Annotated in this window: 19 protein-coding genes and 1 pseudogene; 2 read left to right on the top strand and 18 right to left on the bottom strand. The window is 41.2% G+C overall.

Annotation, left to right across the window (positions count from 1 at the left end; genetic code table 11):
• Positions 1 to 166: 166 nt before the first annotated feature.
• The 7 genes from BrL25_RS22645 to BrL25_RS22675 form a co-directional block, all read right to left on the bottom strand.
• On the bottom strand, positions 167 to 2,839 hold the full coding sequence (locus BrL25_RS22645) for a cytochrome P450 (RefSeq protein ID WP_018672886.1): 2,673 nt from the start codon (positions 2,837 to 2,839) through the stop codon (positions 167 to 169).
• Positions 2,840 to 2,909: 70 nt separating this feature from the next.
• A complete protein-coding gene (locus BrL25_RS22650; protein WP_018672885.1) occupies positions 2,910 to 3,479 on the bottom strand; it encodes a TetR/AcrR family transcriptional regulator in 570 nt (189 codons plus the stop codon).
• Between the two features lie 802 nt (positions 3,480 to 4,281).
• Positions 4,282 to 4,605, bottom strand: coding sequence for an ArsR/SmtB family transcription factor (locus BrL25_RS22655; protein ID WP_018672883.1), 324 nt, complete (start codon positions 4,603 to 4,605; stop codon positions 4,282 to 4,284).
• 1 nt (position 4,606) lies between these two features.
• A complete protein-coding gene (locus tag BrL25_RS22660; RefSeq protein ID WP_018672882.1) occupies positions 4,607 to 5,035 on the bottom strand; it encodes an SRPBCC family protein in 429 nt (142 codons plus the stop codon).
• Positions 5,036 to 5,317: 282 nt separating this feature from the next.
• Positions 5,318 to 6,391: a DmpA family aminopeptidase gene (locus BrL25_RS22665; protein WP_018672881.1), complete on the bottom strand. Its 1,074-nt coding sequence runs from the start codon at positions 6,389 to 6,391 to the stop codon at positions 5,318 to 5,320.
• Positions 6,392 to 6,622: 231 nt separating this feature from the next.
• A complete protein-coding gene (locus BrL25_RS22670) occupies positions 6,623 to 7,111 on the bottom strand; it encodes a DinB family protein (protein WP_018672880.1) in 489 nt (162 codons plus the stop codon).
• A gap of 100 nt (positions 7,112 to 7,211) precedes the next feature.
• Positions 7,212 to 8,228 carry a helix-turn-helix transcriptional regulator gene (locus BrL25_RS22675; RefSeq protein WP_018672879.1) on the bottom strand — a complete coding sequence of 339 codons (1,017 nt, stop codon included), beginning with the start codon at positions 8,226 to 8,228 and terminating at the stop codon, positions 7,212 to 7,214.
• Between the two features lie 299 nt (positions 8,229 to 8,527).
• On the opposite strand from BrL25_RS22675, the gene BrL25_RS26420 reads away from it, so the two are divergent.
• On the top strand, positions 8,528 to 8,755 hold the full coding sequence (locus BrL25_RS26420; RefSeq protein WP_335639140.1) for a GntR family transcriptional regulator: 228 nt from the start codon (positions 8,528 to 8,530) through the stop codon (positions 8,753 to 8,755).
• A 126-nt stretch (positions 8,756 to 8,881) separates the two neighbouring features.
• A complete protein-coding gene (locus BrL25_RS22690) occupies positions 8,882 to 9,544 on the top strand; it encodes a hypothetical protein (RefSeq protein ID WP_018672877.1) in 663 nt (220 codons plus the stop codon).
• A gap of 667 nt (positions 9,545 to 10,211) precedes the next feature.
• Here the strand turns inward: BrL25_RS22690 and BrL25_RS22695 are convergent.
• The 11 genes and pseudogenes from BrL25_RS22695 to BrL25_RS22745 all read right to left on the bottom strand — a co-directional run bounded on the left by BrL25_RS22695 (position 10,212) and on the right by BrL25_RS22745 (position 26,772).
• Positions 10,212 to 11,525 carry a cytochrome P450 gene (locus BrL25_RS22695; protein ID WP_018672876.1) on the bottom strand — a complete coding sequence of 438 codons (1,314 nt, stop codon included), beginning with the start codon at positions 11,523 to 11,525 and terminating at the stop codon, positions 10,212 to 10,214.
• A gap of 10 nt (positions 11,526 to 11,535) precedes the next feature.
• On the bottom strand, positions 11,536 to 13,134 hold the full coding sequence (locus BrL25_RS22700) for an AMP-binding protein (protein WP_018672875.1): 1,599 nt from the start codon (positions 13,132 to 13,134) through the stop codon (positions 11,536 to 11,538).
• Positions 13,131 to 14,159 carry a GNAT family N-acetyltransferase gene (locus BrL25_RS22705; protein ID WP_018672874.1) on the bottom strand — a complete coding sequence of 343 codons (1,029 nt, stop codon included), beginning with the start codon at positions 14,157 to 14,159 and terminating at the stop codon, positions 13,131 to 13,133. Before BrL25_RS22705 ends, BrL25_RS22700 begins: the two co-directional genes overlap by 4 nt.
• 33 nt (positions 14,160 to 14,192) lie before the next feature.
• Positions 14,193 to 15,512: a diacylglycerol/polyprenol kinase family protein gene (locus BrL25_RS22710; RefSeq protein WP_018672873.1), complete on the bottom strand. Its 1,320-nt coding sequence runs from the start codon at positions 15,510 to 15,512 to the stop codon at positions 14,193 to 14,195.
• The gene (locus BrL25_RS22715) at positions 15,509 to 16,651 is read right to left on the bottom strand and encodes a BtaA family protein (RefSeq protein WP_018672872.1); all 1,143 of its coding nucleotides are present in this window, start codon (positions 16,649 to 16,651) and stop codon (positions 15,509 to 15,511) included. Before BrL25_RS22715 ends, BrL25_RS22710 begins: the two co-directional genes overlap by 4 nt.
• Complete coding sequence (locus BrL25_RS22720) at positions 16,644 to 19,322, bottom strand: PEP/pyruvate-binding domain-containing protein (protein WP_018672871.1); 2,679 nt, start codon at positions 19,320 to 19,322, stop codon at positions 16,644 to 16,646. The genes BrL25_RS22715 and BrL25_RS22720 overlap by 8 nt, the downstream gene beginning before the upstream one ends.
• A 21-nt stretch (positions 19,323 to 19,343) precedes the next feature.
• Positions 19,344 to 20,270, bottom strand: a complete 927-nt coding sequence (locus BrL25_RS22725) for a UbiA family prenyltransferase (protein WP_018672870.1) — start codon at positions 20,268 to 20,270, stop codon at positions 19,344 to 19,346.
• On the bottom strand, positions 20,263 to 21,558 hold the full coding sequence (locus tag BrL25_RS22730; RefSeq protein WP_018672869.1) for a hydroxymethylglutaryl-CoA reductase: 1,296 nt from the start codon (positions 21,556 to 21,558) through the stop codon (positions 20,263 to 20,265). Before BrL25_RS22730 ends, BrL25_RS22725 begins: the two co-directional genes overlap by 8 nt.
• 1,017 nt (positions 21,559 to 22,575) lie before the next feature.
• Positions 22,576 to 23,597, bottom strand: a pseudogene (locus BrL25_RS22735) (FecCD family ABC transporter permease).
• Positions 23,597 to 24,652 carry a FecCD family ABC transporter permease gene (locus BrL25_RS22740; protein WP_018672866.1) on the bottom strand — a complete coding sequence of 352 codons (1,056 nt, stop codon included), beginning with the start codon at positions 24,650 to 24,652 and terminating at the stop codon, positions 23,597 to 23,599. Before BrL25_RS22740 ends, BrL25_RS22735 begins: the two are co-directional and overlap by 1 nt.
• A 395-nt stretch (positions 24,653 to 25,047) precedes the next feature.
• Positions 25,048 to 26,772, bottom strand: a complete 1,725-nt coding sequence (locus BrL25_RS22745; RefSeq protein ID WP_018672865.1) for an ABC transporter ATP-binding protein — start codon at positions 26,770 to 26,772, stop codon at positions 25,048 to 25,050.
• Between the last annotated feature and the right edge of the window lie 164 nt (positions 26,773 to 26,936).

A 26,936-nucleotide genomic window follows, 5' to 3' on the forward strand; every position in this document is an offset into this window, starting at 1 on the left:
TTGTTATTATTTGTTGAATAGCATAGTTAGTTAGGTTTCTCTCCCGTTTTGAATATGACTACTAGAAGAGGTAATCAACGTTCAGAATTTTTGTCCACATGTGTCTGTAAAAAGCCTCGAAAAGACTACACTCCTAACCCAAAGACCACTATAATAATCGGTGTTGTTAGTCCTTCGGGTAGTTGAAATCAGCCAAGTAGTTATAGTCAATTCCGGGATGTTCTCCACATTCACTAACAGCAGAACCAGCTCCAGCTCCTACCGTAATACTAGCCTGATGGGGATTGATTCTAGGAGAACTCGATATCGCATAATATCTAGGCTTAAGAGGGGGTAACAGCTCCAAAAACCTTTCGAAAGGCATCTCGCAAGCTTCATATTTTTCAAGTAGTTCTAGCATCGAAATGCCTTTCTTTCCTATCTGCTCTTCGTAGATAGCCTCATCTAACAACTCCTCTAATTCACGTTTATGTGGAGGACAAACCGTGTAAGCTGCAAGCTCACGTAACTGTTCACGAGTGGCGATTGCCTGTACTTCTACATTTTGACTGAGCAAATCATGAAGACTCACTGGCCGATCCAGTGGAAGATGCGTTGTGTTTCGTCCGCTTGCCTTCAAAATCAAGTGATCGTTCCCGTTCAATCCAAAGCGTCGCAGAATTCGATTGACATTTTCTTTACTATTTCTCGGTAATACACCAATATAATCACCTTCCTGATAGGTAAGCCCATCTGGTAGAGTGATTTCTACATGTCGAGTACTCAGCCCACAATCAGCCCTCTCAAGCTCACGGTTCTCTTTTACATATGCGTAGACAGCATCGTACTCTAGAGCGAGTGGAACATCTAACAAGTCGTTGACAAACTGAATGGTAAGGGTGTCTCGGTCTTTTTCCTCATTGTTTCCTTGTAGCGTAAAAGCCTTCATGATGTCAGGCCACATACGTTCCTGCCATTCTTCTAGTTGATTTTCGAAGTCTCCGCTGGTGTCAGCTTCACCACGCGACGAGAGTCTCCTAGCTCCCTTTAAAGTAAGCTGCTCATCGATAAATCTTGGGACGTTTTGATAAGTATTTGCCCAATTGCGGTCCCCACATCCGAAAACTACATAATTAACACCTTGAAGTTCACCTTCCTCTGCTCCCTCCAACCATTGTACGAACTTACGTGCATTATTCGGAGGCTTTCCATTATAAGAAGCGGTAACGATGAGTACGGCCCCTTCCTTCGGTAATTTCCCTAGCCAATCATCAAGTGGTGCAATCTCACTACTGACACCGAGTAAACCCGCGATACTGGAAAGCTCTCGTGCGGTACGTTCTGCTGTACCTAGATTAGATCCATAAAGCACCAGCAAAGATGCATGGTCGACCTTTGATATGGATTTTTTCATCTGATCCCAGCGCCTTGTTGTCCCTTTCGTGTTTGTATCTCCTACTTCATTCTCTTCAATAGCTTGGTCTAGCTTTTGTTTATTTCGCCGTTTAACACATATTTGAAATTCGTCTGGTTTTAGCGTTAACGTTTGCTGGATGTTCAACTGATAGTTCGTATGATCAATGAATTCAAAATGCTGGAGGATCATTCCCAGTACTAAAGTTGCCTCATGAAGTGCAAATTGCATCCCAATGCAAGCTCGCTGCCCATTTCCAAAAGGTTTATAGGCATGATGAGGAACTTTATCAGGATCTTCAAACCGCTCGGGACGGAATTCATCAGCATCATCTCCCCATGCATCTTTATCTCGATGAAGCTGGGGCAAGAGTAATGCAATAACTTCTCCTTTTTTTATTGGATACTTCCCTCCAATGATCGTATCTTCTTTAGCGGTAAGTTCAAATCCGGGGGCTGTTGGCCATAAACGTAACGATTCCTGCAAAATCATACGAATGTATGTAAGCTGTAGGACTTGCTGATACGAAGGAGATGAGCTGGTTAATACCTTATCCACTTCCTGATACGCTTTTTTTCGTGCCTCTGGATTTTTTAACAAAAAATAGAGAGCAAATGACAATAAACCGCTTGTTGTTTCATGCCCTGCAATTAAAAACGTGATGATTTGATACCGTATATTTTTATCATCCAGCGTCTCTCCTGTTTGCGGGTCCTTCCCGTTGAGCATGCGTGAGAGCAAATCGATTTCACCTTGATCGCCATTCGCTTTTCGCTCCTCGATTATTTTGTCTACTAATGAAAACATCGTTTGAATATCGTAGGTAAACTGACGTTTTGTTCCCACCATAAGCATGTTTTGAATCTTCAATCTTCCACTTTGATGCATAGCCTCCTCAAGAGCGCGGACCATACTGACAATAAAAGGGCTATGTGTTTCTCTGTAAAAACTGTTAAAGCGATAATTGAAACCGCATAATCCAATAGTATCCAATGTAAGCCGGGTCATGTCGCCTGGTACATCAATACTTTCATTAGGATTAAGACGCGCCCATTTTTGAATCAGCTGCAAGGCAATGTCCACCATCATGGAATGGTATCCTTTCATTGCTTGTTGGCTAAAAGTAGGAAGAAGGATATTATGAGCCTTTTGCCAATTTGGCTCGTCAGTCCTACTTGTAAATAATCCATCTCCACCAAAGGCACGTACATTTTCCAAATCACCTGTAATATTTTTAAAGAAACGCGACTCGTCACAAATCTCAGCCACTAGTTCATGCCCAGAAACAACTAAACTAGAATTGCCAGGGAGTGTTAATCGATATATCGGACCAAACTCTTCTGCAAGTTTACAAAGCGAGAGGGTCGGTTTATCTTTGTCTATTAAGGGTAGATTACCAAGCGGACCATACGTTTTGGGTTGCGGAATATATCCTACTTCTCTCATTACAAACATCCTTTCAGATAAATTCATGAGAAAGTTTAGTTGCCTTGCTATGCATCATCAAGCCTGCTTATTATTTCCCTGCTTTAAAACCGTGGTATAGCGTATCTAAAAGAAGTGCCGCAGCCGATTTTTTGGCAATGTTACCTTCTTGAACCTGCTGCCAGGTCATAAAAAGAAGAGAGTACAGAACATTCAAAATCCATTCGCTATTCATATCCTGACGGAGATACCCTTTGCGCTGCAATAACTGGATTGTATGCCGTACAGGTTCTTTTACCTTTTCCTCGGCCACAATCATCTCTTGACTGTAATATAGCGTAGACTCATGAGCAAGAAAATAGATCTTATCCCCTAGCGGAATCAGCGCCTCAACTAATTCTGTAATATAGAATTCGATTTTTTCCTCGTCTAATGGGATTCGGCTTATCGTCTCTCTTACCACCTGAGAAGCTCTTAACCCCAGTTGTAGCATCAGCTGTTCCCTATTTTCGACGTATCGGTGTAGGGTGGCAATGCCAATACTGGCGTAGTCGGCAATTTCATTCAAAGATGCTGTCGGCCTTTCGACTAGTAATTCCGTAGCAGCATCCAAAATGGCATGAAGCCTTGCTTCCTTTGTTGCTGATTTGGCATTATTCATCGTTTACATCCCTCTTTTCCTTTCATCAGTTCATAATTTTGATAGTTAAAACTATCAATTGATAGAATTCTACACCAATTAAGAAATAAATTCAACTTTTCAGACAAATAGAATAGGTACCAATATAAAGAAGCTGTTGTCCTAATAAGCCTTGCTTGTGAATGTAGATACCGTCTTCTCCTTGGTTGCTTAGTGCTACAGATTTTTACCTTCAACCATAAGATTCATGATTTTATTTTCACAAGATAAACGAGACAATAAGTTTGCTTTTTTCTTTATAATGGCGAATTTCTCGGTACAGGAACATTTGTTCCTATTGATAATCATCTGTTAACTCCTACTCCTCAATCCAGACATACTAACTCCCTCTAAGCTTATAGCTATTGGCTTTTCGCGTTATTTATGGTTGCTTACAGCAAATTCACGGAATATAAAAAATGTTTTATTTTACCATTTTTACAATAGAACAAAATGAGTATTTTCGCTCAAATCATTGGAAATAAAATTATTAAATTACATTTTTTCTCTTTGGAACCATTAAAGCACTTATCAAAAAGCTAGAAAAATGCTGTTTTCCCCTCACAAGAACGTACGTTCCCTTTAATTACTCACGTCCTGTAATTATAAGAATTTTTCTGCTTTCGCTTGTTTTTTTATAATTGTGAGTCTCTTTGTCTGCTAATTTATGTGCTCGATCAACATCTATAAATCATCCTTTCATCACTTATAAAACTTTAGTGCAAAGCTATGTAGAAACATAAAAACAGGCCACTTTTTAGCGACCTGTTTCCTTACCAACAACTCATTTATCTGCTTCCACATAACGCTTCAATGCAGACAATTTATTTTCCCAAAATCGTTCATAGTATTCGAGCCACTTCTTTAATTCAAGTAACGGATCTGCTTGAAGTCGATACCTTGTTTCACGTCCCACTTTTGTTTCTGTGAGTAACCCAGCTTCTGTCAAAATGCGTAAATGTTTAGAAACAGCCGTTCGGGTTATGGGGAAATGGCTACTGATTGCAGTGACAGACAGCTCTTCATCACCTAACAATTCTAATAGCTGCCGTCGCGTTGGATCAGAAATTGCTTGAAACACATCATACTTATGAGCTGGTACACTCATATTAAGCCTCGACGTGAGTGCTTAATGCTTTCAGTAAACCAACCCAACCATTTGCCATTCTGTCTCGTACCACCATATGTGTTTCACCGAACTCTGTGATTGTATCTGGGTCCCAACCACTGTGGATCAGCGTAAATTCGGTTTTGTCATCCTCTAATTTAGTTAGTTCAAAAGTAACGGTCCAATCTTTTCCCCATGTAAAGGAAAGACGATTAGGCGGTTCAAGCTCCACTACTTTACAAGGAGACATGCCAAAAGGACCCGCATTCAATTGGAACTCATAGCCTTCGATCGGCTTAAAATCATTAGGCATAAACCACGCGGTAATTCCTTCTGAAGTAGCAACAGCATCCCATACTCTTTCAATTGATGCGTTACAAACTATCGTTTGGCGAATATCTGGAATCTTGTTTGAATGATTTGTTCCCATCTGTTTCCCTCCAACAATCAATTATTTACATGCTATCAGTCGACACGAAATTGTAAAGATGACTATAACCGTTTTTTCTCATAAGACGAAGGGCTTCCACATAATGTCTTATTTTGTTCCATTCGTGCCAAACTATCCCGAATTACTAGTCACAAGGAGACAAATAGATAACCAGTTAATACGACACCTTTTGGTTTCGCTTTATGATTATATGACACCTTTTGGTTTCATGTCAAACGAAACCCAGTATCTCATGATTTCTGTCCCCATTGCTCACCTTGACTATGAGAATGAATATCCTTCAACCACTCTACCATTACGTCCCTTCGTTGTTACAGCTCTAGACAGTGAGTTAAGAATTGCTTCCTCTGTCGCATCACTTGCAGCAGTGAATAATTGATTCATCACTGGATGATCTTCTCGTAGCTGAATCCGATTCTCCACAATGTGTTCACTGTGATGAGGAATCTTATGCGCGGTTGAAAAGGCAATCACTATATCTCCACTACCATGACCATAATAGCTACCCGTTCTGCCAAGTCCAATGGCACAACGTTTGGCCATCCGCAACAATTGACGCTCATTAACGGGAGCATCTGTAGCAAGAACAATGATGATCGATCCATCCGACGTATGTTCAATAGCTTCAGATGGAAGCTCTACATCTACTAGATGTTCTTTATATTTATCTATTTGAAATTCATCTTTTTTTCCAAAATTACTTAACACGAGTACCCCAACTGTATAGTTTTTTCCATCTACCTGGATGAACCGCGAAGAACTGCCTATCCCTCCTTTATATCCAAAGCAAACCATACCTTTTCCAGCCCCTATAGCTCCCTCTTCCGCTTGGTCTTCAGTCGCAACCTTGATCGCATGTCTAGCATCTTCTGGTTGAACAACACATCTACGGATTGTATTTAGATAACCATCATTACACTCGCCAACGACCAAGTTGATCGTTCCTGTTGTATCTCCAATCTCAGGATTTTGTCCTAGCATTTCCTGTAGGGTACCTTGCGTAACAGCCGGTACCGAAAACGTATTGGTGAGCATGATTGGGGATTCCAGCACTCCTAATTCATTTACCTGCACAAGACCTGTAGTTTTGCCAAATCCGTTGATCACATAACTAGCTGCTATCACTTTTTCCAAAAATAGATTACCCCCATGAGGTAGAATGGCAGTAACACCGGTACATGCATAGTCTTGCTTCCCGTCATCTAGAGGTCGATCTATAGTTACATGACCGACTCTTACACCTCTAACATCCGTTATGCAATTTTTCTTTCCAGTTGGTAACGTCCCAATCAGTATTCCTAACTCACGGACTTTTTTTCTTGTCGCTTGGTTCATTTATGTAACATCTCCCCATCATTCAATTATGTTTCATTATTCATACAGATTACTACATAATTATAAATCGCTCTATTATTGATAGGCTTAGATCATCCCGAGTTCATAAAGGCTCAAAATTTGAAACCACTCCACATAAAAAAGTTCGTTATGAGTTCAGGATATTTGTAATCAATCCCTCCTTCATCAACGAACCTTACAAACATCTACTAAAATCATTACAAAACAATATTAGACATACAGATCAAACATGTTCACTTCGTATCCACGTAATTGTAAATAAGTAAATAGCTGTGAACGATGGTGAAAAATATGCGTGACGCTCTCCGTAAACCAGTGGGCCTGAGTAGATGCATGCTCATGATAAAAAGGTGTTGTCTTCTTGTTTAAAAACTCATCCTCTGACATAGATAACAGATAAGAAGTACACAGTTGATATCCTTGCTCCATGGCTTGTGTTAAGGAATTCGCCTTATCCAATGTGTTGTACTTTTGTTCAACCTGTCTAATCGTATCTTCATCTTTCTCCTGCATGATTAAAAGGTCTACCTCCGGAATTGCTACTAGATGACAAGCTAATTCGTGTAGAGTACGCATGTTTGAAGCAGGTCTATACACCCAATCCTCCTCTTTCACTTTCTGTAGGAGTAAAATCGTACTACTCATACCCACTTTCATTTGATGAAATAGTTCATCGCGTAACTTCATGACATTAGACATGCTTCCTCATCCCCTCATACTCTTTGATTCTTCCTTTCTCGATTCTAACAGCTATTAGTGACAAATCCTGTCATGGTTTAACACATTAAGGAAGTAGCTTTTACCGATAATGCTCCACCATTTTATTAGCCTTCTCCCTCACATAAGAAATAAGTTCTTGCGGCTCCTTGACCACCACCTCTATGCCTAAATTCCAAACGAGCTCAGCGAAGAACCGAATTTCAGCACGTGGAATCCTTGTATCTATCCAGCCTGTCCCATCAGTACGCTCTTCAACCACACGTACCAAATCCAATATTGATTTTGCTTGTCGTGTACCATCTCTCGTCAGTTCAACGACAAAAGGAACGAGATTTCTCCCGATCTGTTCACTGTATGTAAGCCAATCCATGATGGAGTCATATAACAGCTTTTCATTATCTAAGCTATGCTTTACCGAACCCTCCTTTTCACAATCGATTTGCCAGTGAGCCTGTTTTAAAGCACCTAATTCAGTAGAACTTTTCTCCACATATTTAATCCGATCTGCCCGAAACAATCGATACGCTTGTCGTTGAAAACAATAAGCTGGGCAATACCAAAATCCATTATAGCTATATAGGCCGATAGGTTGAATCCTTCGCTCGGCGATACCCTTTTTGCCATCGTATTGAATGGTAAGAATTGATTGGTCAATAGCCGCTTCTAATAGAACTTCTAAATGGAGAGAGGATTGAGCGTACCTAGGATTCCAGAAGACAATTCGGTCTTGCATCTGATCAATTCGTTTTTTTACATCTTCTGGTAAATAGTGATAAAACTTTTTTAATGCTGATTTCGTTTCTGATTGAAAGGGTAGAGAGTCAAAAAATTGCAACGATTGATAAGCAAAAAACATAGCAACTGCTTCGGTTTCTTTAAAGAAAATAGGCGGGAGCATCCGATCCTGTAATAAATAATAGCCACCGCCTGCTCCTACCTCTGAATAGACAGGAACTCCTAACACGCTTAATTCATTCAAGTCACGTAAAATCGTGCGATACGAAACTTTGAATTCCTCAGCCAATTCCCGAGCCGTGAATTTTCGTTTTGCATTAATTGTCATCATGATTTCAATCAAACGTTGCGTTTTTGACATTCTTTTTTTCCCCCGTATGATATATCTATTTCTTTTTCTAGAGTATATCAAACTTCCAAAAAGGCAAACGTAAGGCGAAATCTATTTGCTTTTTTGCTTTCTTGCTCGGTATTCGTTTACCAAGACACTCATTATGGTTGAATCATGATATTCATGATCATAAAAAAGAAAGTCACGCTGAATACCATCCTGAACAAAGCCTAGCTTTTCGTAGACATATGTGGCACGTACGTTAAACCAAAATACATTTAATTCAATACATCTCAGGACAATCTCATGAACAAGCAAAATTACCTTCTATACGAAAACTAGCTGATTTACTTGGTATTAGTACCACGCCTGTAGAACAAGCCTACCAGCAGCTTGTCTCAGAGGGTTTTGTTGTTAGCAAACCAAAACAAGGCTATTACGTACAATCATTATCTGAGATATATGTTCAAAGGGTAATGGGCTATAAAAAGTTTCTAAAGGCGGGTTTGACTCATCTAAATTACAAGTCAAAAGCGAAGAAGAATTGGTTCAGCTAGCAAAAAAGGCAGATATTCAACTAGCCTCTGCATCTTGAATTCCCCTTTAATTCATATGATTCTATATTGTATAAAAATTGAAAATAATCATAAATTCGTTTATCATTTGGTATAGGAGTGATGATAATGACTAACCTTATCGTAGAAAACAGGTGGGGGCTTCTCATTGTTGCCGAAATAACATTTTGGCTACTATTTCTTTCTTTTTTATTATTTCGTTACTTACTTCAAAAGTCGTATGCTTCAAAGATTTCATTTACCCTCCTTTTGTTAAATGAAATTTGGATTATTGGACTGGGTATCATTGATTACATGCAAACTGGTGTATTTTCTATTTACCAAATTGTGATCGCAGTCCTCCTTTTATATGCAGTTACATACGGGAAACAAGATGCAAGAAAGGTTGACATGTTCATTCGAAAAAAAATAGCAAAATGGAAAGGTCAACCATGGCCAACACTACCAGAGGATATTGCTTATCTTGAAAATCAGCTCTATGGTTGGGAGCACACGAAGAAGGAACTTATCGGTTTCGCCAAACATGGAATCCTCTTTGCAGTTGTACATCTGTCTGTATTTATTTATCTCTGGGTTGTAAACCGAGATGTTATGCCATCTGAACTTTCTTTATTAGATAAAGGAAGGTGGCTGATCGCTACTTTTACAAGTATAAAACAAGTAAAGGCTGCAAGTGGTATCTGGTCAACCATTCTATTTATTGATGGTCTTATTACTTCTTCTTATATCTTTTCCCCAAAGCAGCCTGCAAAAAAGAATGAGAAAATCTGAAAAATTCATGGTTTGATCAGTCAGACTAAATTGAATACTACCGCATCTACGTTTAAGACAAAAATATTTATAGTAGACGGAAAATTCTATACATACGTGTAAAAAAGCTATTCCCAGGTAGATCATCTCCTGTTGGAATAGCTTTTTTATATTTTGTGTACGCTTTGAGCTATCGTTTTCTCTGTTTCATAAGCAGGTCCAGTCTAAGCAGGTATACCTCTTTTAGAATCAATATAGTTTGCCATTTCTGCAACAGTTGCATAGGAGAACATATCTGATTGTGTAGTATGATTTGGTTGTGACAACGGAGCAATTTTAACCTGAGTATAGATCGTCCAGCTATCTTTAGGAGTTCCGTCCTCTTCGTAATCCTGACTTGTTACCGTTAGTTTTAGATCAATTCAATATTACCTTCATAAGTACATACTTGTCTAAGCAAAAAAATAGCGTGAAGCCACTCTTTAATCGAGTTCGTTTCACGCTGTTTTTATATGATTACCTTTTTTTGTTCTTTTGTTAAACCTCTAACCTTAGATCAGTACTTTTTATTTATTTTACCTTAGGGCACCCTTCATCAGTATTCGTTTATCCACTTTTCAAATCAATGTTAGTTGATACTTTGACTCGAAAAAAGGATAAACTTCGTACCCCTCTCTATCATACTATTTTACATTCGCTTGTTTACAACCATCTGTAAGGCTTTTGGGGACAAGGTTATCGAAGTGTTTATATCTAACTTTTCTTGATTAACCACTGATAGCTCGTAGCGTTGTAAAATGGTCGCTAAAATCAACACGGCCTCCGCCATCGCGAATCTCTGACCAATACACATGCGTGGTCCACCACCAAATGGAAAGTAAACAAACATCGGTAATTTTTTCTCAAGACCATCTGCCCAACGCTCTGGTCGAAATGCCAATGGATCTTCAAAATAACGGGAATCACGATGCATTACATACTGACTAACTAACACAATCGAATTCTTCGGAATCATATATTCGCCAATTTCAATGTCTTCAGCAGCCTGACGAAGCAATATATAAGCCGGAGAAAGAAGGCGTAAGGTCTCATTTACCACCATACCCGTATACTTTAGTTTCGGTATATCCTGGATGTCTGGCAAACGACCATGAAGCACTTCACGGATTTCAGCTACCATTTTGTCTGTTGCATCAGGATTTTCAGACAGAAGATAAAAAGCAAACGCCAGCGCTGCACTCGTTGTCTCATGACCTGCAATGATCAAGGTCATCACTTCATCGCGAATTTGACGATCATCAAGTCCTTCTCCATTTTCATCACGCACACAAAGAAGCATACCTAACAAGTCATCTCCATAAATGCCTGATGATCTTCGTGCAGAAATTAACTGCAAAATCATGTCATCCATCTCTTTAGCACAGCGCTTATAGTTACTATAGCCTGGAAGTGGTATAGGGAACATGACTGCTTTAGAGTAATACCCTAGAATCGTCTGTAAAGCCTTAATAAGTTTGCCTTCGTCAATTGTATTGTTATGTCCAAACAGAGTCCTCATTACGACGTCGAGTGCCAAATTGAGCATGTCGATTTTAATTTCACGTTTTTCACCTTCTTTCCAGTTCTCGATGTAACGAGTAGTTACTTCAATGATGGTTTTTCCGTAACTTTCAATCCGCTTCTGGTGGAATTCCGGGGCCATCATCCGACGGTTCCGCAACCAGTGCTCTCCGTTAGCAGTGAACAAACCCTCACCCAATATATTCTTGATAAGTTTTGCTTGTAGTCGTTCATTTTTTATAAAACTTGACTGTTTTTTGATAAAAGCTTCTTCTATGAGCTCCGGCTTGTTCAACTGATAAATACGTTCGTTGAGCAACGGATAGTACACGACGTCTCCATACTCGTCTGCGTTTTCCTTGACGAAATCTAGGATATTACTCAGGGTACGGAACACATTGTAAAGAGGTTTGTTTGGCCCAGGTGGAAGTGTAAGAGTCATATTGTCCTCCTCAAACGGAAATCGTTTGTTGCTCAAATTTTCCTTGTTCCAATGCCTTGTTCAAAAGACTATAATCGATTTTTGCATTGTGCCTCTTATCTACCGGAATCTGATTCATATAGATAATGGAGTCGATCTGTGCCCATTCTAGCAATTTAGCCAATTCAGCGGTCATGTACCTCTTGCTACTCCTTTCAACAATTAATACACGACGACCGCGATATTGGGTTAATGCAGTACGCCCAATCGATTCGTCAAACGACAGGACACTTTCCACAGCAAACGGGTACAAAACCCCTCTTTCATCTCGAATACGTGCAGCAACTCGTCCCAAAAGCCAAAGTCTTCCCAATTGGTCGAAATACCCAGCATCCCCCGTTCGATGCCAGACTGCACCATCTACTCGAAATTTCGTCTCATCATCTCCTCTTCCGTGCAAATACCCGGAAAGTACATGTGGTCCTGTAACAACAATTTCGCCAGCCTCCTCATGAGTCAGGCAGATATTTTCAAATTCGGCGCTAGAAAAAGATCCCATCGGCTTACCCCACTGCTGACGAATAATACGCACTTGAATTTCTGGAACAGGGGTTCCTACTAAAAGACCTTTTCCTGATTTGATTGATGTAAGGTCAGAAGTATGGATCTCGTTCCAACCTACTTCTGCAATGGGTTCGGCTTCGGTTGAGCCATATACAGCCATTATGCGAGCATTAGGCGCAATCCTTTGTAAACGTGACATGAGCCGTGGGAATACTGGTCCACCACCACTGAAGATATATGTAAGCTCAGGTAGAACGATGCCATGTTTTTCACAATACCCCAACAGCTGTTCAAAAAACGCAGGTGAGGCTACAATTCTCTGGGCATGGTATTTCTCGATCTGAGCGATGACGGGACCAGGTTCAATTGCTCCCGGTCGGCGTAGATCCCCATTTGGAATAATACTCATCATTCCAGCACCGAGATTACACAGGGCAAAAATAGGTAGCGTTGTCATATCGATTGCACCAGATTGCATATCGAGACTGTGCCGAAGTACTTCGTATTGCGCAACTAAAAACCCATGGGTTCGCACTGTAGCCTTTGGCTCTCCGGTGCTACCGCTGGTAAAGGTGATGAGAGCGGGCGTATCATGATAACATGTATGATAATCACTGTACGGTGTTGCATTGGTTTGTGTGGTCAAAGAAATGGCTCCAGGCAATTTCTTTCCAATTACAAATTTATGTGGAATCTTCCGAATAGCTGGAGATAATAGCCTCAACAGTTGGGCTTTTGGACTTGCGATCAGTGCTTTAGGTGGGTTCAGTGTACAGCATCGTTCGATATGATTTTTACCAGCAGATGGATCAAGGAACATCGCAATCAACCCAAGCCTAAAAACCGCTACCAAGGTTATATACAACTCAATCGACATTGGATAAAAGAGTAGAACCGTATCACCCGCCTTCAACCCCTGTTTTTTAAAAATACCTGCCACTTGAGCAGAGCGTTTGTCCAGGTCGGCAAAAGTTAGTTGACGGGTCTCTCTTTCTGGCATATCCTGTATCGCGATCGCATTTGGGCGATTTTGAATATGGGGTTTCACAATTTCAAAGATATTCATGCTTCCCTCTCCAATTTCTTAGCAAATAGGGTATAATCGCGAAGGATGTATCCTTCATTCGAGTTGAACCTAGTTGATCGGTTTTTTTCGATCATTAGCGCATTTATGGCACGTTTGTAACCTAGCTTCTGAGCTAAATCGTAGACTGCCTTTACGAGGAAGGAACCTATTTTATACCCTTGATATTTTGGATCAACGGCCAACGTCTTCAGAATTACTTGATTGATTGTTCTGCCCAATTGGGATTGCATCACATCTGGTAAGGTGAACATAAAGCCAACCAGTCGATCGCCATGTTCGGCCAACAAAACAAGTTCCGGTTGAATATAAGGAACAATCCTTTTGTATTGTTTTAAGAACTCATCTTCACTGATCTCGGTGTACAAAAAATTTTGCTGGAAAGCTCGTGTCGAAAGTTCATAGATTCGTTTTAACTCCTCGTCCATTCGGGTCAAATCCAACTGACGGACACTAATACCAAGTCCACTCATATGCTGTGTCAGTTGCTTGTACCGTTTTTTCTCAAGCTCCAGCGCCTCTTCCCCCAAATCTCTATGATCGAGATCAACGATACGAGAAATGTAGTGAGCTAGCGGATCAAAGCCATCTTGTGTAAAATGATCTGCCCATTCCACTGGTGTATTCGGCTCAAGGAAGAATGGAAGATCTCCTTTTGTTTTCGTAACCAACCGGTGCATTTTCCAAGTACTTCCATCCATTGGACCAATAGCGATCGTACACCCCTTTTTTTCTAATTCTCTAGAAGACAATTGAAGTAATTCAACAGCTGCAGCACTATTTCGAGCTGCATAGTGTCCTATCACACCTACTTGATGATCTTGATATGGTGGTACGTGTGACCACCATAGGGAACAACGTGCAGCTACGCCTTCATTGTCTAGTATCATCCAGTGAGCATCAGCATTCGATTCATTCAAAGTATCGATCCGATTTGCAGAAGGGCCAGCTAATGAGCAGAACTCTTCCTTCATCTCGATACTTGTAACCCGCACTGCTTTAAACATATCGAGTGTTCCTCCCTACTCTTTCATTGTTCATTAAAAAAACAGAATTCCAATAACAGAGCCAACCGTTGCACAGATTGGTTGAATTAACACCTCTGCCTTTGATCTTTTAAAAACAAAGAGATAATAAATACCAGTAGCCATGAGCATACTCACAGCTGCCCAGATCGAATGGATAACCACTTCGCTGGACAGACCTGAACGAAGCACCAAGGCAGCCAATGTCAGCCCCCAATTCTTCAGAATGTTTAAAAGGAGGTAAATTAACAGATATTTTTTCTGAGACGACTGAAAGATTTCCGTGAGACTAAAACATACAGATTGAACCAACAGACCGATCAAGAAGGCGAAGAAGAAAACTTCACTCTGAGTCTGCTGATACAAAAATAGCCATACGAAGCTCATCGTATACGTAGCGATGAATAATCCTATTTTTTTGCTAGAAAACAGTTCATTTGAACTTTTCAAAATAATGGGCGATGACAAAGAATGTAATAGCAAGACCAATAGAAAGTCTGCTCCCCCAATAGCCCAGCTGACATACGAAATCAATGATATTCCCAGCACTGCCTGTGGACACACCACCTTAGTTCTTCTGCATGCTTCTAGTAAGATAAACAGTAAGAGAGCTAAGGAAAGCGCCAACAGTAAGTGGGCATTGTCTTTAGCAATGAGAAACTTGAGCATCATGAAGCTGACGATCGGTACCACCAAATTATCCTTCCCACCCCAAGAAACAGACTCAACTAGGGTGGCTAATAGCGACACTGTAATGGAGATCATTAAATTGGCCGTTCCGTCCATCGGAAAAAACAGAAATAAGATGATGTGAGTCGACAAAAAGGCAACTAAAAAGAAGGCAAAGGATCCTTCTATACTTTTCACTCCCTCGGGAACCACGTACCTCACCTGACCATAACGAACGCCGACAAGAGCGGCGATCGCATCAGCTAATGTGAGAATGATGAGAGAAATGCTGTACAGCACCCTTTCTTCCGGTTCTGTAAAAAGGAGAAGAATGGCAATACTCATAACGAAATACATCTCGCCAAATGAATAACGCGAAACATCGGATAAAATTTTTCCTGGTCCATCCTTTAGTCGAGTAACTCGGAAAAGAAGTAGGACAATTGCGACTAGCCCTAACACAACCAACACCGGCCAGTCTTGACCAAAAAGCCACGGAGCAATTAATGCGAATGTACCGCAACTCATATGAAAAAGCTTCCGGACCCATTCTGGATCAGGTTGAAATCTGACTTGGTAAAAACGCAGGCCAGCAATCAGCAAGGCTATGGCAGCAAGCAGCAGCACAATACCAAACCAAGGATGTAAGGGAATAACACCACTCATATGATTTCCTCCAGAACAAACGCACTATAAAAGAAGGCTTTATCCTGCTTAAAAAGATCTTGGCTCAAGTTCGTAAGCGGACGAAGCGACTCTTCCATGCGCGTTGGACGACTTCGAGGAACGAGCATATTCCAGTAAGCCAATCGTCCTTTTTTCCGCCCTGCTCGTACTAAAAGCTCCAGTAAATTTTCATATTGGTCTTCAGACATATATTCAAAAATGTCACTAAGGTTGTACTTGTCAATTGCGTTCTTGCCCACATCATTTAAATATTCTTCGACCGATAAGCAGTGCCATTCAATACGATGTAGATTGTTACGTATTGCATCAAAATTTTCAGGTCTCAATGCATAAGGTAGTGCATTGCTATGGTGGCCTAGTAGAATCCATTGGAGATAAGGATTTTGCATGGGATCCAGCTCAGTTAAGGCATATTGGGCTCTTTGTAGAATCCTTGTTGCCACGCTACCCTCTACGTAACGGAAAAAACGGGTATCCCTACCCAGCCTCCCCATGACAAAACGTGAAAAAAAGAATTGGAACATCAATCTCCATCGTAGTGTATCCCATTCCTTTTGATAAAACGTTCGACGCTCCTCTAGCGTCCGATGCTGAAGAAGTTTTTCCACTCGATAGCGCGAGTGTACAAAAGGTAATACCGAGTTGCGAAACATTGAAAAATATTGTTCAAATTTCCCGATACTTCCGATTCCAGACTCTATAGCAGCAGATTGAGAATCCCAATAGCTCTTTACTGCTGGTGTGAGCTGATTTCGACATTTTTGATACAGTTCATTGCGCCGGTTACTTGGGATTGAGCCCATTAGCTCCAACAGCTCAGTATGTGTTAAAGCTGAATAGGCAGCGACGCGTAATTCTAAGCAGGCAAGCTGTGCATGGCTCAAATCTAGGGCAACAACACGCTCTGGCGACTTGCTTACCATCGCTAGAGCATTGTCGCCAGAAGAAGAGATAGCCAGACAGTTATCTCCAGGCTGGATATCAAGTGCATTCAGGAGGATGTCAGCATCCTCCCAGCACTGGGCATAACGGATTAAGGAAAAATCAACTTCGCTAACTAGTTTAGGATGCGCTTCTATCGGTACTTGTGGGGCGAGATTTCCAACACTATTAGGCACTGATCGATCCCTCCTCCGGGGTTATCTTACGAATTACCCCCGTGCTTCCGTCAAATTCAACCCAATCTCCTGTTTTCAGCCATCGAGTCAGACCGGTTACAGAAACGATCCCAGGAATACCAATTTCGCGGCAAACAATTGATACATGGGATAAAAGACTTCCTCGTTCAACCAATAATCCAGCTGCTGAAGAGAAAAGCACGATCCAGCCTGGATCGGTTCGCTCAGCTACTAGGATTTCCCCTGGCAGTAACGTCACCCCACGAGGATCGGTAACGACTCGAACCGGACCGCGAACAACACCTGCCGCACAACCAATTCCTTTCATCACATCGCCAGTCAATGGTTCTTTCGGAGCCTTCGCTTTAAACGTATTTCCCTTATAGATAACGCCATACGTTTCAAATCGATCCTCAGGCACATCCATTTCATGATACTTCTCAAATTCAGCTTTTCGCAGTGCTACCAGACCCTTTAGGTTACTGCATGTCGCAGTTCCGTCTGCCATACCTAGCAGTTCCCCTACCTCCAGATAGAAAACATCGCGGGGATCGTCAAGCAGATCAAGTGCATAAAAGCGACGCCCCATCTCCAGAAAGATGGAACGGCAGCGGCCAAAGACCCGTGTTCGTTCGAATCGTAGGTTTTCCCGATCACGAACGCGCAACCGCGCATTTTTAAGTACCCAGCGAAAAAGAACACGACGAAACAGGTTGAAGCCGATTGATTTGAATGCTTGCTCTTCTGCCATGCGGCGTATTTCTTCTTCGCTCGGTCCCATCTTAGTTGGGGAGGAACGCATTGCAAGATAACCAATAGAGCGCAACAACGGCAACGGATTGTCAAACAGATTTATGCTTTCCAGTTTGAGTTCATCTAAACACCGATCTCCAAACTTGTCCAAATAAGCCTCGTACTCTTCTTTGAATTCCGGGAACCTATCCATTTCCTTCATGATCTCTGCTAGAGAGCCATTGCAGAGGATGTCGATGAATTTGGCATCTTGATGCGTTACCTTCATCAGCTTTTTCATACGCATTGCTGGTTCTGCGCTGATAATTCCCCCTTCTGCTGCGAGCAGTGAATTCTGTAAGGTGGAATCCTCATCATTGCACCATTTCGTAGTCAGCTTGCGCAGCAAGCCGTAGTAGATCATTGCTCCGAAGTCGTTGATCAACGGGGCATCCCAACGAGTCAGGAGCTGACCTTGTAGCTTCAGATAGTAGTTGGCTAGCTCGACTGTACTGTATTGATGTAAATCTGGGCGAGTAATACCAAGTGCATTGTTTAAACGTTGGTAAAAAACATCAATCGTCTTCGGTAAACGTCTGAAGTTGCCAATCAGCTTGACAATTGATTTACCTAGGCGCATTGCGTCCTTGAGCTTGTCTTGCATGCTCACCTGCTGCTGGTCATTATCAGTAAGTTGCTGGGGAAGAGCTTCCTTAACGCCCATCATCTGTTCCATAAAATTTCGATTCATCTGATAACCAGGAAGCAATGCCAGACACCGGTACCAATTCAGCAGATTGTAATACACCCGTCCATTTACAAGACCAATCATGCAACGGAACACAGATTCCCGATTAACGATTTCCTCACCAGAGACCCCCATTATTCGGCAGAATGACTTGTAAACCTCAGCATAAGCATGACGTGCAAATGAATATGTCAAAGGGGTAGTAATACCGCCATAGCTTTCTGAAATATTGCTGTTGTCCCATAGGTTAAACTCATCATCAGGGTCAATCATGTCAGCTAGGTTGGTAATTGGACGGGATTGCAGTAGGTAAAGCTTTCCATCCTGGATTGCCCACTCAATATCCTGAGGACGTCCGAAATAACGTTCACATCGGTGAGCTAGCTCTGCAACTGAACGCACCAACTCATCCGTAAGAGCTGGCTGATTCACCTTCTCTTTTGCTACATCTACGCTCTCCACTCCTTCATCACATTCCATAGAGAAACGATGAGCAATAAGTTTGGTGGCTATTTCACGCTCCACGATCTCCCCACTTCGATTCACTTTGAACGTGTCTGCATCGCATTCCCCTGACACAATCGCTGTACCCAGCCCATACAAGGCTCCCACAATGGCAATCTTTCTTTGCCCTGTCAGGGAGTCTGCACTGAATGCAACTCCTGCTGTTTCCGAGTCAACCATTCGCTGTACAAGGACGGCTGGTGGCTCAGGCAGTAGGCTAAGTCCCTTCTCTTTGCGATAAGTCAAGATACGTTGGCTGAAGCCAGATCGCCAGACCTGAAGAACCTTAGCTGACACATCCTCAGGTTTGACAAACAAGTAACTTTCTAGCTGACCAGCAAAGGAGTGTTCAGTTCCATCCTCATCTAATGCCGAAGAACGGACGGCAAGCAGTTCCCCATTTGCACTGAGTAACTCAACTTCTTTTTTTAGCATAGCCTCCACATTGGAATCTAAAGTGATATCTCTTAAAACCCGCGTGACTGCTTCTTCGGATTGAAGGACCGCTATCTTTAGCTCCTCCATAAGACTTTTTGGTACACTCGCAATAAAAGCATCTGGAGTAACAACGAACCACTCGGGAATAACCATTCCTGCCTGTCCCAGCAGAGCGAGGGCACGAGCTTTTCCGCCCATCTTTTGCAGTTCATGCGCCTCTATATGGTTCATTTGAAGAATATAAGTCATGTGCTTTAACCTCCTTTTCCATTAAAGTAAAAGTGGGACAAGTCCCAAACTAAGATACAGTAAGATAATGAGTAACCCCGAAACTTTTTCAATTGCCTGTGCTACTTTGGTTGTCATAGACCTAAGAAAAGCCAAGGCCATCAGAACTGCGATCAGCACGTTCAATAGAGTGCACCACATCACAATTTGGCCAGCATCCACCTGTACGGAAGCCATCAAAACCACGCAAGACGTGAGAAGGACGACAGACACCCAAATCCAAGTTGCCTTTTTGTAGCCCCAAAGGAAGCTATAAGTCTCAACACCATACTCCTCATCCTCTGGGATTCGTATTTTGCGCCCGATCTCCAGAATGATTCCGTTTCCGTAGCTAGCTAGTAAAAGCCAAGAAAGCCCAGAAGGAATTGAGACCGAAGCTGTAACCCAATCGCAAGCCACAATATACATCACGATCATCGGCATCATTACCATATGGGACAGCAAATAGATAATCGGATGAGCTTTCAACCATTCCTTGACAAAGAATTCCTTACTCATCAAAGCCAGATAGCCCCACGCAAGCACTAACCAAGGAATGAGCTTTGGAGACAACCAATATGCCATGCCTAACTGAACCAGTCCTATTAAAACGCCAAGTATCCCTAGTTGTTTTAGGGTCACAACTCCACGCGGAACAGCCCGATACGAACGAAATCGGGAGTCTTCTTCAAAGTCCTTAAATTCGTCTGCAATGCGCAATAGCAAAAAGAACAAAAAAGTCGACAGGAAACCAATAACAAGCGACTTGATACTAGGTAATGCCCCGTTTCTTAGGATCGAAGAGTATAGCATCGTAGAAATGCTGAATACAGCAACCACAATTCCATTTTGAACAATGGGAAATCTCTCTCGCTGATAAATCCACCAACGTTTTGACCAAGAGAGTTGTTGATATGTCACATTAGACATATTGTTTCACCATCCCAGGAATTGTGCCATCATTGCCACGAGATCGCTTATGGTGGGCCCTAGTAAAATCATCAGCAGCCAATGCAGCGATAATAGACAGCTCGCCAGCTAAGACTAGGCCGGCACATATCTCCGCAAGCGCATGTGCATGCCCAGCGCCTGAAAGTCCCATGATTTCAAGGCATGCCTTCTGACTCGGCAATCCCGTACCTCCACCCACTGTACCAACAATAACATTCGGTAAAGTTATCGATGCATAAAGGTCTCCATTCGATGTCAGTTCAAATCGTGTAATTCCAACGGCCGATTCTGATACACAAGCAACGTCTTGTCCAGTTGCTAGATATAGAGCTGTCAACCCATTAGCCACATGACCTTGGGAACCTATCATGCCTTGCAGGACTCCACCTACAAATGCCATTTTCCAATATTTTTCCATATGCTCAGGAGTAGTGTGAAAGCGTGAGCGAACCAATTTCGCTGGTAACACTACTTCGGCACAAACTTTTTTCCCCCTCACAGTCATGAAGGATTTTGCTGAAGCCTTCTTGTCTCCCGAAAAGTTAGCTTCAACAAAGCTATGCTGGAACGGAACTGGTGAATGTTGTCGAATATAGTTACAGATTTCTTGCGTTGCGATCGTTACCATGTTTTGTCCAGATGCGTCGCCGGTTGAAAATTCAAAAATGAGGTATACATAATTACCTTCGATCATGTGATCCATTCTAATGCACTGCCCGAAGCTTGTCGTGCTCTCAGCCACTACTCGTAAGTTATCAAATTCGGAAACTGCCCAGTTTGCAAAGCGGCTTGCTTCCACTACGCTCTCAAAGATAAAACCAGGAGTACGGCCAACTGCTTCTTTCAGAATCACGGCTCTGCAACCACCTGCTTCACTAATAACCTGTGCACCGCGGTGATAAGAAGCAACAAGTGCAGCCTCTGTAGTTGCCAAAGGAATATAATAATCTCCTTGTGCATAGAGACCTTTGATCCGTAGAGGGCCGGCCAAGCCTACCGGAATGTTGATTGTGCCGATAAGATTCTCAATATTTTTTTGATACAATTCAAGTTGGCTTAATGCTTGACTACCCAGTAATTGTTCTTTGGCATCAACTCCAACTGACAGTAAATCCCACCTAGCCTCTATTGCCCTTGCCGAAACTCTTGCTCCCCCAGGTACACGTTTTGGAAGAGGAGTGTCCTTGGAACTAAAATCCTGATATCGATCGTCATCAACACTTCGTAACATGTGATTATCTACTTCTTTACTTGTTGGAAACTTCATCGTTTTATCTCCTTTGCAATATGGTACTGGTACAGTTCAAGAATCATGTAAACAAGCCTTTCTCAATCTTTTTTTGTGACTGAGAAGGTTGCTGGATTTTTGGCGACCTAAAATTTTTAATATTAGCAAAATTTTCACCAAAAGAATCTACCAGTACCAAGTACAATTTGTACTACTATCCAAATGAATACAAATTCTTTTTTCTATTTGTGTTTATGATATTCAAAATGGTTTTTTAGTCTTTGCCTAAGTGGACTCATAGCTTAGCAAATTCCTCGAAATCCCAATTAAGAAATTTCTATCAATTCACCCGATAACATACTGCTATTTAAACCTGTTAAACGGACCTGACTCACTCAAAAATTACACCTTAATCTACTAGCTATGGGTAAATCCGATTCTAACAAAAATCATTTTTCTTACTAAGAAAAGGTTTTTCAAAAAAATTAAACAAGCTGTTTTTATTAGAAATGCTACTACTCCTCCTCTCTATAGTGATCTATCCTGTATACTTAAAATTACCCTTGCTGAATATTAGCACAATATGTCAAAAAATACAACTTATTGAAATAACCTGTTGCTCAATATAGTGAGAGTTCATTTCTTGTTTCTGAGAAAAACGTTACACCTTAAATGTAAATCAAGTTTCTTTTTACATAATATATATTTTTTACAATTTATTGACATTTAGTAACATTCTTTACCACTTTTGATAAAAATCGATTACGATTAACAAATACCAGTGCTATCAATGCAGATGTATGTAACAGCTGAGCTATCTTGGCTGAAGATCCGACGCCACTATTTCACTTTAAAATCAAATATGTTAGATTACGTACAACCGTTCGAGCTTACACCTTATTTTAGTAAAAAACTCGTTGATGGCTTAGAAGAGATTCTTGACATAGAATGGAAAAAGATGTTGCGAAGAAGGAATTGAAGAATTACAGAGAGAGGATGGAGACTGATATGTTCAAAAAAACAGGTTATCTTTTGCTAGATAACCTGTCAGTATGACTATGACTTCGATTTCATTAACAAATAGATAAAATAAGGAGCTCCTAAAGCAGAAACAACAATCCCTACTGGTAATTCCGAAGGCGCCAAGATATTACGTCCAATTGTATCTGCAGTGAGTAAAAGAAGTGCCCCAAGTAGAGCAGCCGTTGGAATTAAAATCTGATGCTTCGGCCCTACGATTTTTTTAGCCAGATGCGGAGCAACCAATCCGAGGAACGAAATCCCCCCCCAACTGCCACGCAGGCACCTGCTAAAGCAACAGCCGTTAACAGCAATACTCTACGTTCCCTCTCCACAGCGGTTCCTAAACTCACAGCAATATCATCGCCAAGGTGTAACACGTTTAAATAGCGTGCTTTATACATGGTAAAAGGAATAAGAAAAACAATCCACGGAAGCGTAGCTAATACATACGTCCAATTTGTACTCCAAATGCTACCCGACAACCAAACCATAGCCTTCATAAAATCTGTATCGTTCATTTTAAGCTGAAACACAATTAATAATGCACCCAGTATAGCGTTCAAAGCAATCCCAACCAAAATGAGGCGTGTCGGGGTTACACCATTTTTCCAGGCAAATAGATAAATCAGAAAGGCAGAGAGAGAAGCTCCGGCTAATGCTACTAATGGCAAAATAAAGATGGACATGGTACTAATAGCTGTCATCGAACCACTAAATAGATAAATATAGATGACGACAAACAAGCCTGCCCCAGAGTTTATCCCTATAATGCCTGGTTCGGCCAGTTCGTTTTGTGAGACACTTTGTAAAATGGCTCCAGAACTAGCAAGACCAGCTCCGATTAACAAGGCAATAACCATCCGTGGTAGTCGGAACTCGAATAAGATCAGATTGTTATCCGCCGTTCCAAATCCAAACAAAGTTGATATGACATCCAAAGGCTCAATGCGAATGACTCCTAAATGTAAACTGACAAAAAAAGCTACGATTATCAGTGATGTGATCAATCCAAGGACTAACCAGGGGCTTTTTCTTCCTTTGTGTAATACTTGCATTATAGGCCCCTCCCTTCGCGTCTAGCCAAATACAGAAAGAACGGCGCTCCTAGAATGGCAGTGACAGCTCCTACTGGTGTTTCAAAAGGTGCATTTACTAAACGAGCACCAATATCGGATATGATGAGTAACAGTGCACCTAGTAGAGCAGAGCACGGAATAATCCATCGATAATCTACGCCTACTAAAGAACGTGTTACATGTGGAATGACAAGCCCAATAAATCCAATAAAACCAGCCACCGATACAGATGCCCCCGTAAGAAGTAACACAACCAATATACAAATCACTTTTATAAGAAAATTTCGTTGACCTAAGCCTTTAGAAACATCTTCTCCTAGGCTAAGAATCGTTATCGAACGTGCTAATAGTAGAGCAATCGGAAACCCTATTGCACCTACGATACATAACAAACCAACACTGGCCCAAGGTGTATTTGCTACCCCACCTGCAAACCAAAAGCTAATATCCTTAGCTACATTAAAATGAATGGCAATAGCAGAAGAAAGTGAAGTAAGTAACGCTCCAACTGCTGCCCCAGCGAGTGCTAGTTTTACGGGAGTTAGTCCACTCTTAGACAACGATCCAACAGCAAATACGAGACCAGCACCTAATCCTGCTCCCAAGAAGGAAAATACCATCATGCTCATGTTTGACAGACCTGGAAAAAAAGCGAATGCAATCGCAATCGCAAACCCCGCTCCATTCGTTACACCCATAATGGACGGATCCCCTAGCGGATTTCGAGTCATACCTTGCATAATAGCTCCCGATACAGCTAAAAAAGCCCCTACTAAACCTGCTGCTATTGATCTAGGCAAGCGCAATTCTTGAATAATCTGATGGGAGGTTAGGTCTGGATCAAAAGAGAAAATGCTTGACCAAACCGTCAAAAAATCAATATCTGCTGCTCCCAAAGAAATAGAAGCCACCATTCCAAAGGCAAGTGCTATTAACAAACCGATAATCATTATAAGAGCAACTGCGGGTCTCGATTTTTGTTTCAACTGTTTCGTTGCCCCACCCTGCTCATTGTGTGATTCGTGGGATACCATTCTCTATCATTCCTTTGTCAAATTCATCCTGTTAAACATCTATTTCTATGAATTATCTGTCTTGAAAAAAGATGCATCTGCCCCTAGTCGTATGTATCATGGATTTCTTATAAAAATAAACAAGCATCTTTTTCAGTACCGCATCCATGAAAAAGTGCCTCTTTTTACATAACTGATTATCATTCTCAAACGATAGTATCATATCTTTTATTACTTTTACATAGAAAAAATGAGGACTAATCGAAGACCACAAACGATTTGACAATTCCCCTTACAAGTCAAACAACCTCAAGACAAGAAAATGTAGGATTCTTTCTATATAAAAAAGCATCCCACTTTATCCATTTTATTGGGATATTCGTGGAATGCTTTATCAGTGACACGTAAACATGATTCTATCTTACCAGTGTAGAAAATTGCGCTTCATGCAATCTACTATATACCCCTTTGGCTGCAAGTAACTCCTGGTGATTTCCCTGCTCTGTAATTCCGTCTTTTGTCACGACCACGATACGATCAGCATTTTTAATCGTTGCTAAACGGTGAGCGATTACAAGTGTCGTTCTTCCTTCAGATAGCTTTTCGAGTGATTTCTGGATAGCCAGTTCTGTCTCTGTATCCAAAGCAGATGTCGCTTCATCCAAAATGAGGATAGGTGGGTTCTTTAAGAACATGCGCGCAATAGCGAGACGTTGTTTTTGCCCACCTGACAGCATGACACCTCTCTCACCAATAATCGTTTCCAATCCATCCTTTTGAGAGTGAATGAATTCTTCCAATTTAGCATGTCGGGCAGCATTCCAGATTTCCTCATCGCTAGCTTGTAAATTCCCGTACTGGATATTCTCTCGAAGTGTACCTGAGAACAAGAAAACATCCTGCTGGACAATCCCGATCTGTTTACGTAAGGATTCTAGCTTCAAATCTCGAATATCTAATCCATCAATGGTAATTCGCCCTGCGGTAACATCATAAAAACGCGGCAATAAGCTACACAATGTTGTTTTTCCAGCACCAGATGGACCGACAAATGCTACTGTTTCACCTGCACGGATTGTTAAATTGATACTGTTTAGGATATTTTCTTTATTTTGATAGCCAAAAGTAACATCATGGTATTCAATGTTTCCTTGTAAATGATCTACAGCGATTGCATTTGTAGAGTCAGCTACGTCTGGAGCAGTATCTAAAAGTTCCACATAGCGTTTGAAGCCAGCAATTCCTTTTGGATAAAGTTCAATAACTGCATTGATTTTTTCAATTGGTTTAAACAATATATTTGTGAGTAACACAAACCCAACAAATTCACCTGCTGTAAGATGACCTTTAAGGACAAACCAAGTTCCACAGATCAATACAAACAGTGTCACCAGTCGCATAAGTAAGTAACTAATTGACATATTCATAGCCATGATCTTGTAAGAAAGTAATTTCGTCAAACGAAAACGTCCATTATTAATAGCAAATTGTGCTTTCTCATACTCTTCATTACCAAATGCTTGTACCACTCGAATGCCACCAATGTTATTCTCTACTCTCGCATTAAAGTCTGCGATATCGGTAAACATTCTTCTGAAAGCATACGTCATTTTTTTGTTAAAGAATACCGTTAACCAGATCAAAAAAGGAATAACGAGAAATGTGAGCAATGCTAACTGCCAATTAATATACAGCATTACCCCAAATGCACCGCATAGAGTCATTACAGCAATGAACAAATCCTCTGGTCCATGGTGAGCGATTTCTCCAATTTCCATAAGATCATTCGACATGCGAGACATTAAGTGTCCCGTCTTATTATTGTCAAAAAAGCGGAACGACAGCTTCTGGATATGGTCAAACAGCTTTTTACGCATATCCGTTTCAATATTAATACCAAGCATATGTCCCCAATACGTAACAACATAATTAAGAGCTGTGTTTAGAACATAAATACCTAACAAAGCAAAGCAAGCTCCAACAATTAACGACCAATCTTGCCCAGGAAGTAGTTTATCGACAAATTGATTAACTGCCAATGGAAATACTAATTCTAGCAATCCTGCAATAATGGCACATGTAAAATCTAAAATGAATAAACCTTTATAAGGGCGATAATAGGAAAAAAACCGACGTAACACGAATTTATCACTCTTTTCTCTCTTGTCTACTAGTGAAAACATTACTGCTAAGTATAAACGATCAAAAACTGAAAGTGAATATCTTTCTCATTTAGAAGTGTACTGTAAAAATTCTTACTTCTTTTGTTCCCTTCTTCTATTATTTATCTACTGACACGTGATAC

Origin of the sequence: Brevibacillus laterosporus DSM 25, assembly GCF_002706795.1 — a bacterium.
Classification (GTDB): Bacteria; Bacillota; Bacilli; order Brevibacillales; family Brevibacillaceae; genus Brevibacillus_B; species Brevibacillus_B laterosporus.

What these genes read in the sequence shown, in the direction of transcription:
- BrL25_RS22725 (WP_018672870.1), bottom strand. Translation starts at nt 20,270, where the DNA reads ATGTCTAATGTGACATATCAACAACTCTCTTGGTCAAAACGTTGGTGG.
- BrL25_RS22740 (WP_018672866.1), bottom strand. Translation starts at nt 24,652, where the DNA reads ATGGTATCCCACGAATCACACAATGAGCAGGGTGGGGCAACGAAACAG.
- BrL25_RS22645 (WP_018672886.1), bottom strand. Translation starts at nt 2,839, where the DNA reads ATGAGAGAAGTAGGATATATTCCGCAACCCAAAACGTATGGTCCGCTT.
- BrL25_RS22670 (WP_018672880.1), bottom strand. Translation starts at nt 7,111, where the DNA reads ATGTCTAATGTCATGAAGTTACGCGATGAACTATTTCATCAAATGAAA.
- BrL25_RS22690 (WP_018672877.1), top strand. Translation starts at nt 8,882, where the DNA reads ATGACTAACCTTATCGTAGAAAACAGGTGGGGGCTTCTCATTGTTGCC.
- BrL25_RS22705 (WP_018672874.1), bottom strand. Translation starts at nt 14,159, where the DNA reads ATGTTTAAAGCAGTGCGGGTTACAAGTATCGAGATGAAGGAAGAGTTC.
- BrL25_RS22700 (WP_018672875.1), bottom strand. Translation starts at nt 13,134, where the DNA reads ATGAATATCTTTGAAATTGTGAAACCCCATATTCAAAATCGCCCAAAT.
- BrL25_RS22710 (WP_018672873.1), bottom strand. Translation starts at nt 15,512, where the DNA reads ATGAGTGGTGTTATTCCCTTACATCCTTGGTTTGGTATTGTGCTGCTG.
- BrL25_RS22665 (WP_018672881.1), bottom strand. Translation starts at nt 6,391, where the DNA reads ATGAACCAAGCGACAAGAAAAAAAGTCCGTGAGTTAGGAATACTGATT.
- BrL25_RS22650 (WP_018672885.1), bottom strand. Translation starts at nt 3,479, where the DNA reads ATGAATAATGCCAAATCAGCAACAAAGGAAGCAAGGCTTCATGCCATT.
- BrL25_RS22660 (WP_018672882.1), bottom strand. Translation starts at nt 5,035, where the DNA reads ATGGGAACAAATCATTCAAACAAGATTCCAGATATTCGCCAAACGATA.
- BrL25_RS22695 (WP_018672876.1), bottom strand. Translation starts at nt 11,525, where the DNA reads ATGACTCTTACACTTCCACCTGGGCCAAACAAACCTCTTTACAATGTG.
- BrL25_RS22730 (WP_018672869.1), bottom strand. Translation starts at nt 21,558, where the DNA reads ATGAAGTTTCCAACAAGTAAAGAAGTAGATAATCACATGTTACGAAGT.
- BrL25_RS22675 (WP_018672879.1), bottom strand. Translation starts at nt 8,228, where the DNA reads ATGTCAAAAACGCAACGTTTGATTGAAATCATGATGACAATTAATGCA.
- BrL25_RS22720 (WP_018672871.1), bottom strand. Translation starts at nt 19,322, where the DNA reads ATGACTTATATTCTTCAAATGAACCATATAGAGGCGCATGAACTGCAA.
- BrL25_RS22655 (WP_018672883.1), bottom strand. Translation starts at nt 4,605, where the DNA reads ATGAGTGTACCAGCTCATAAGTATGATGTGTTTCAAGCAATTTCTGAT.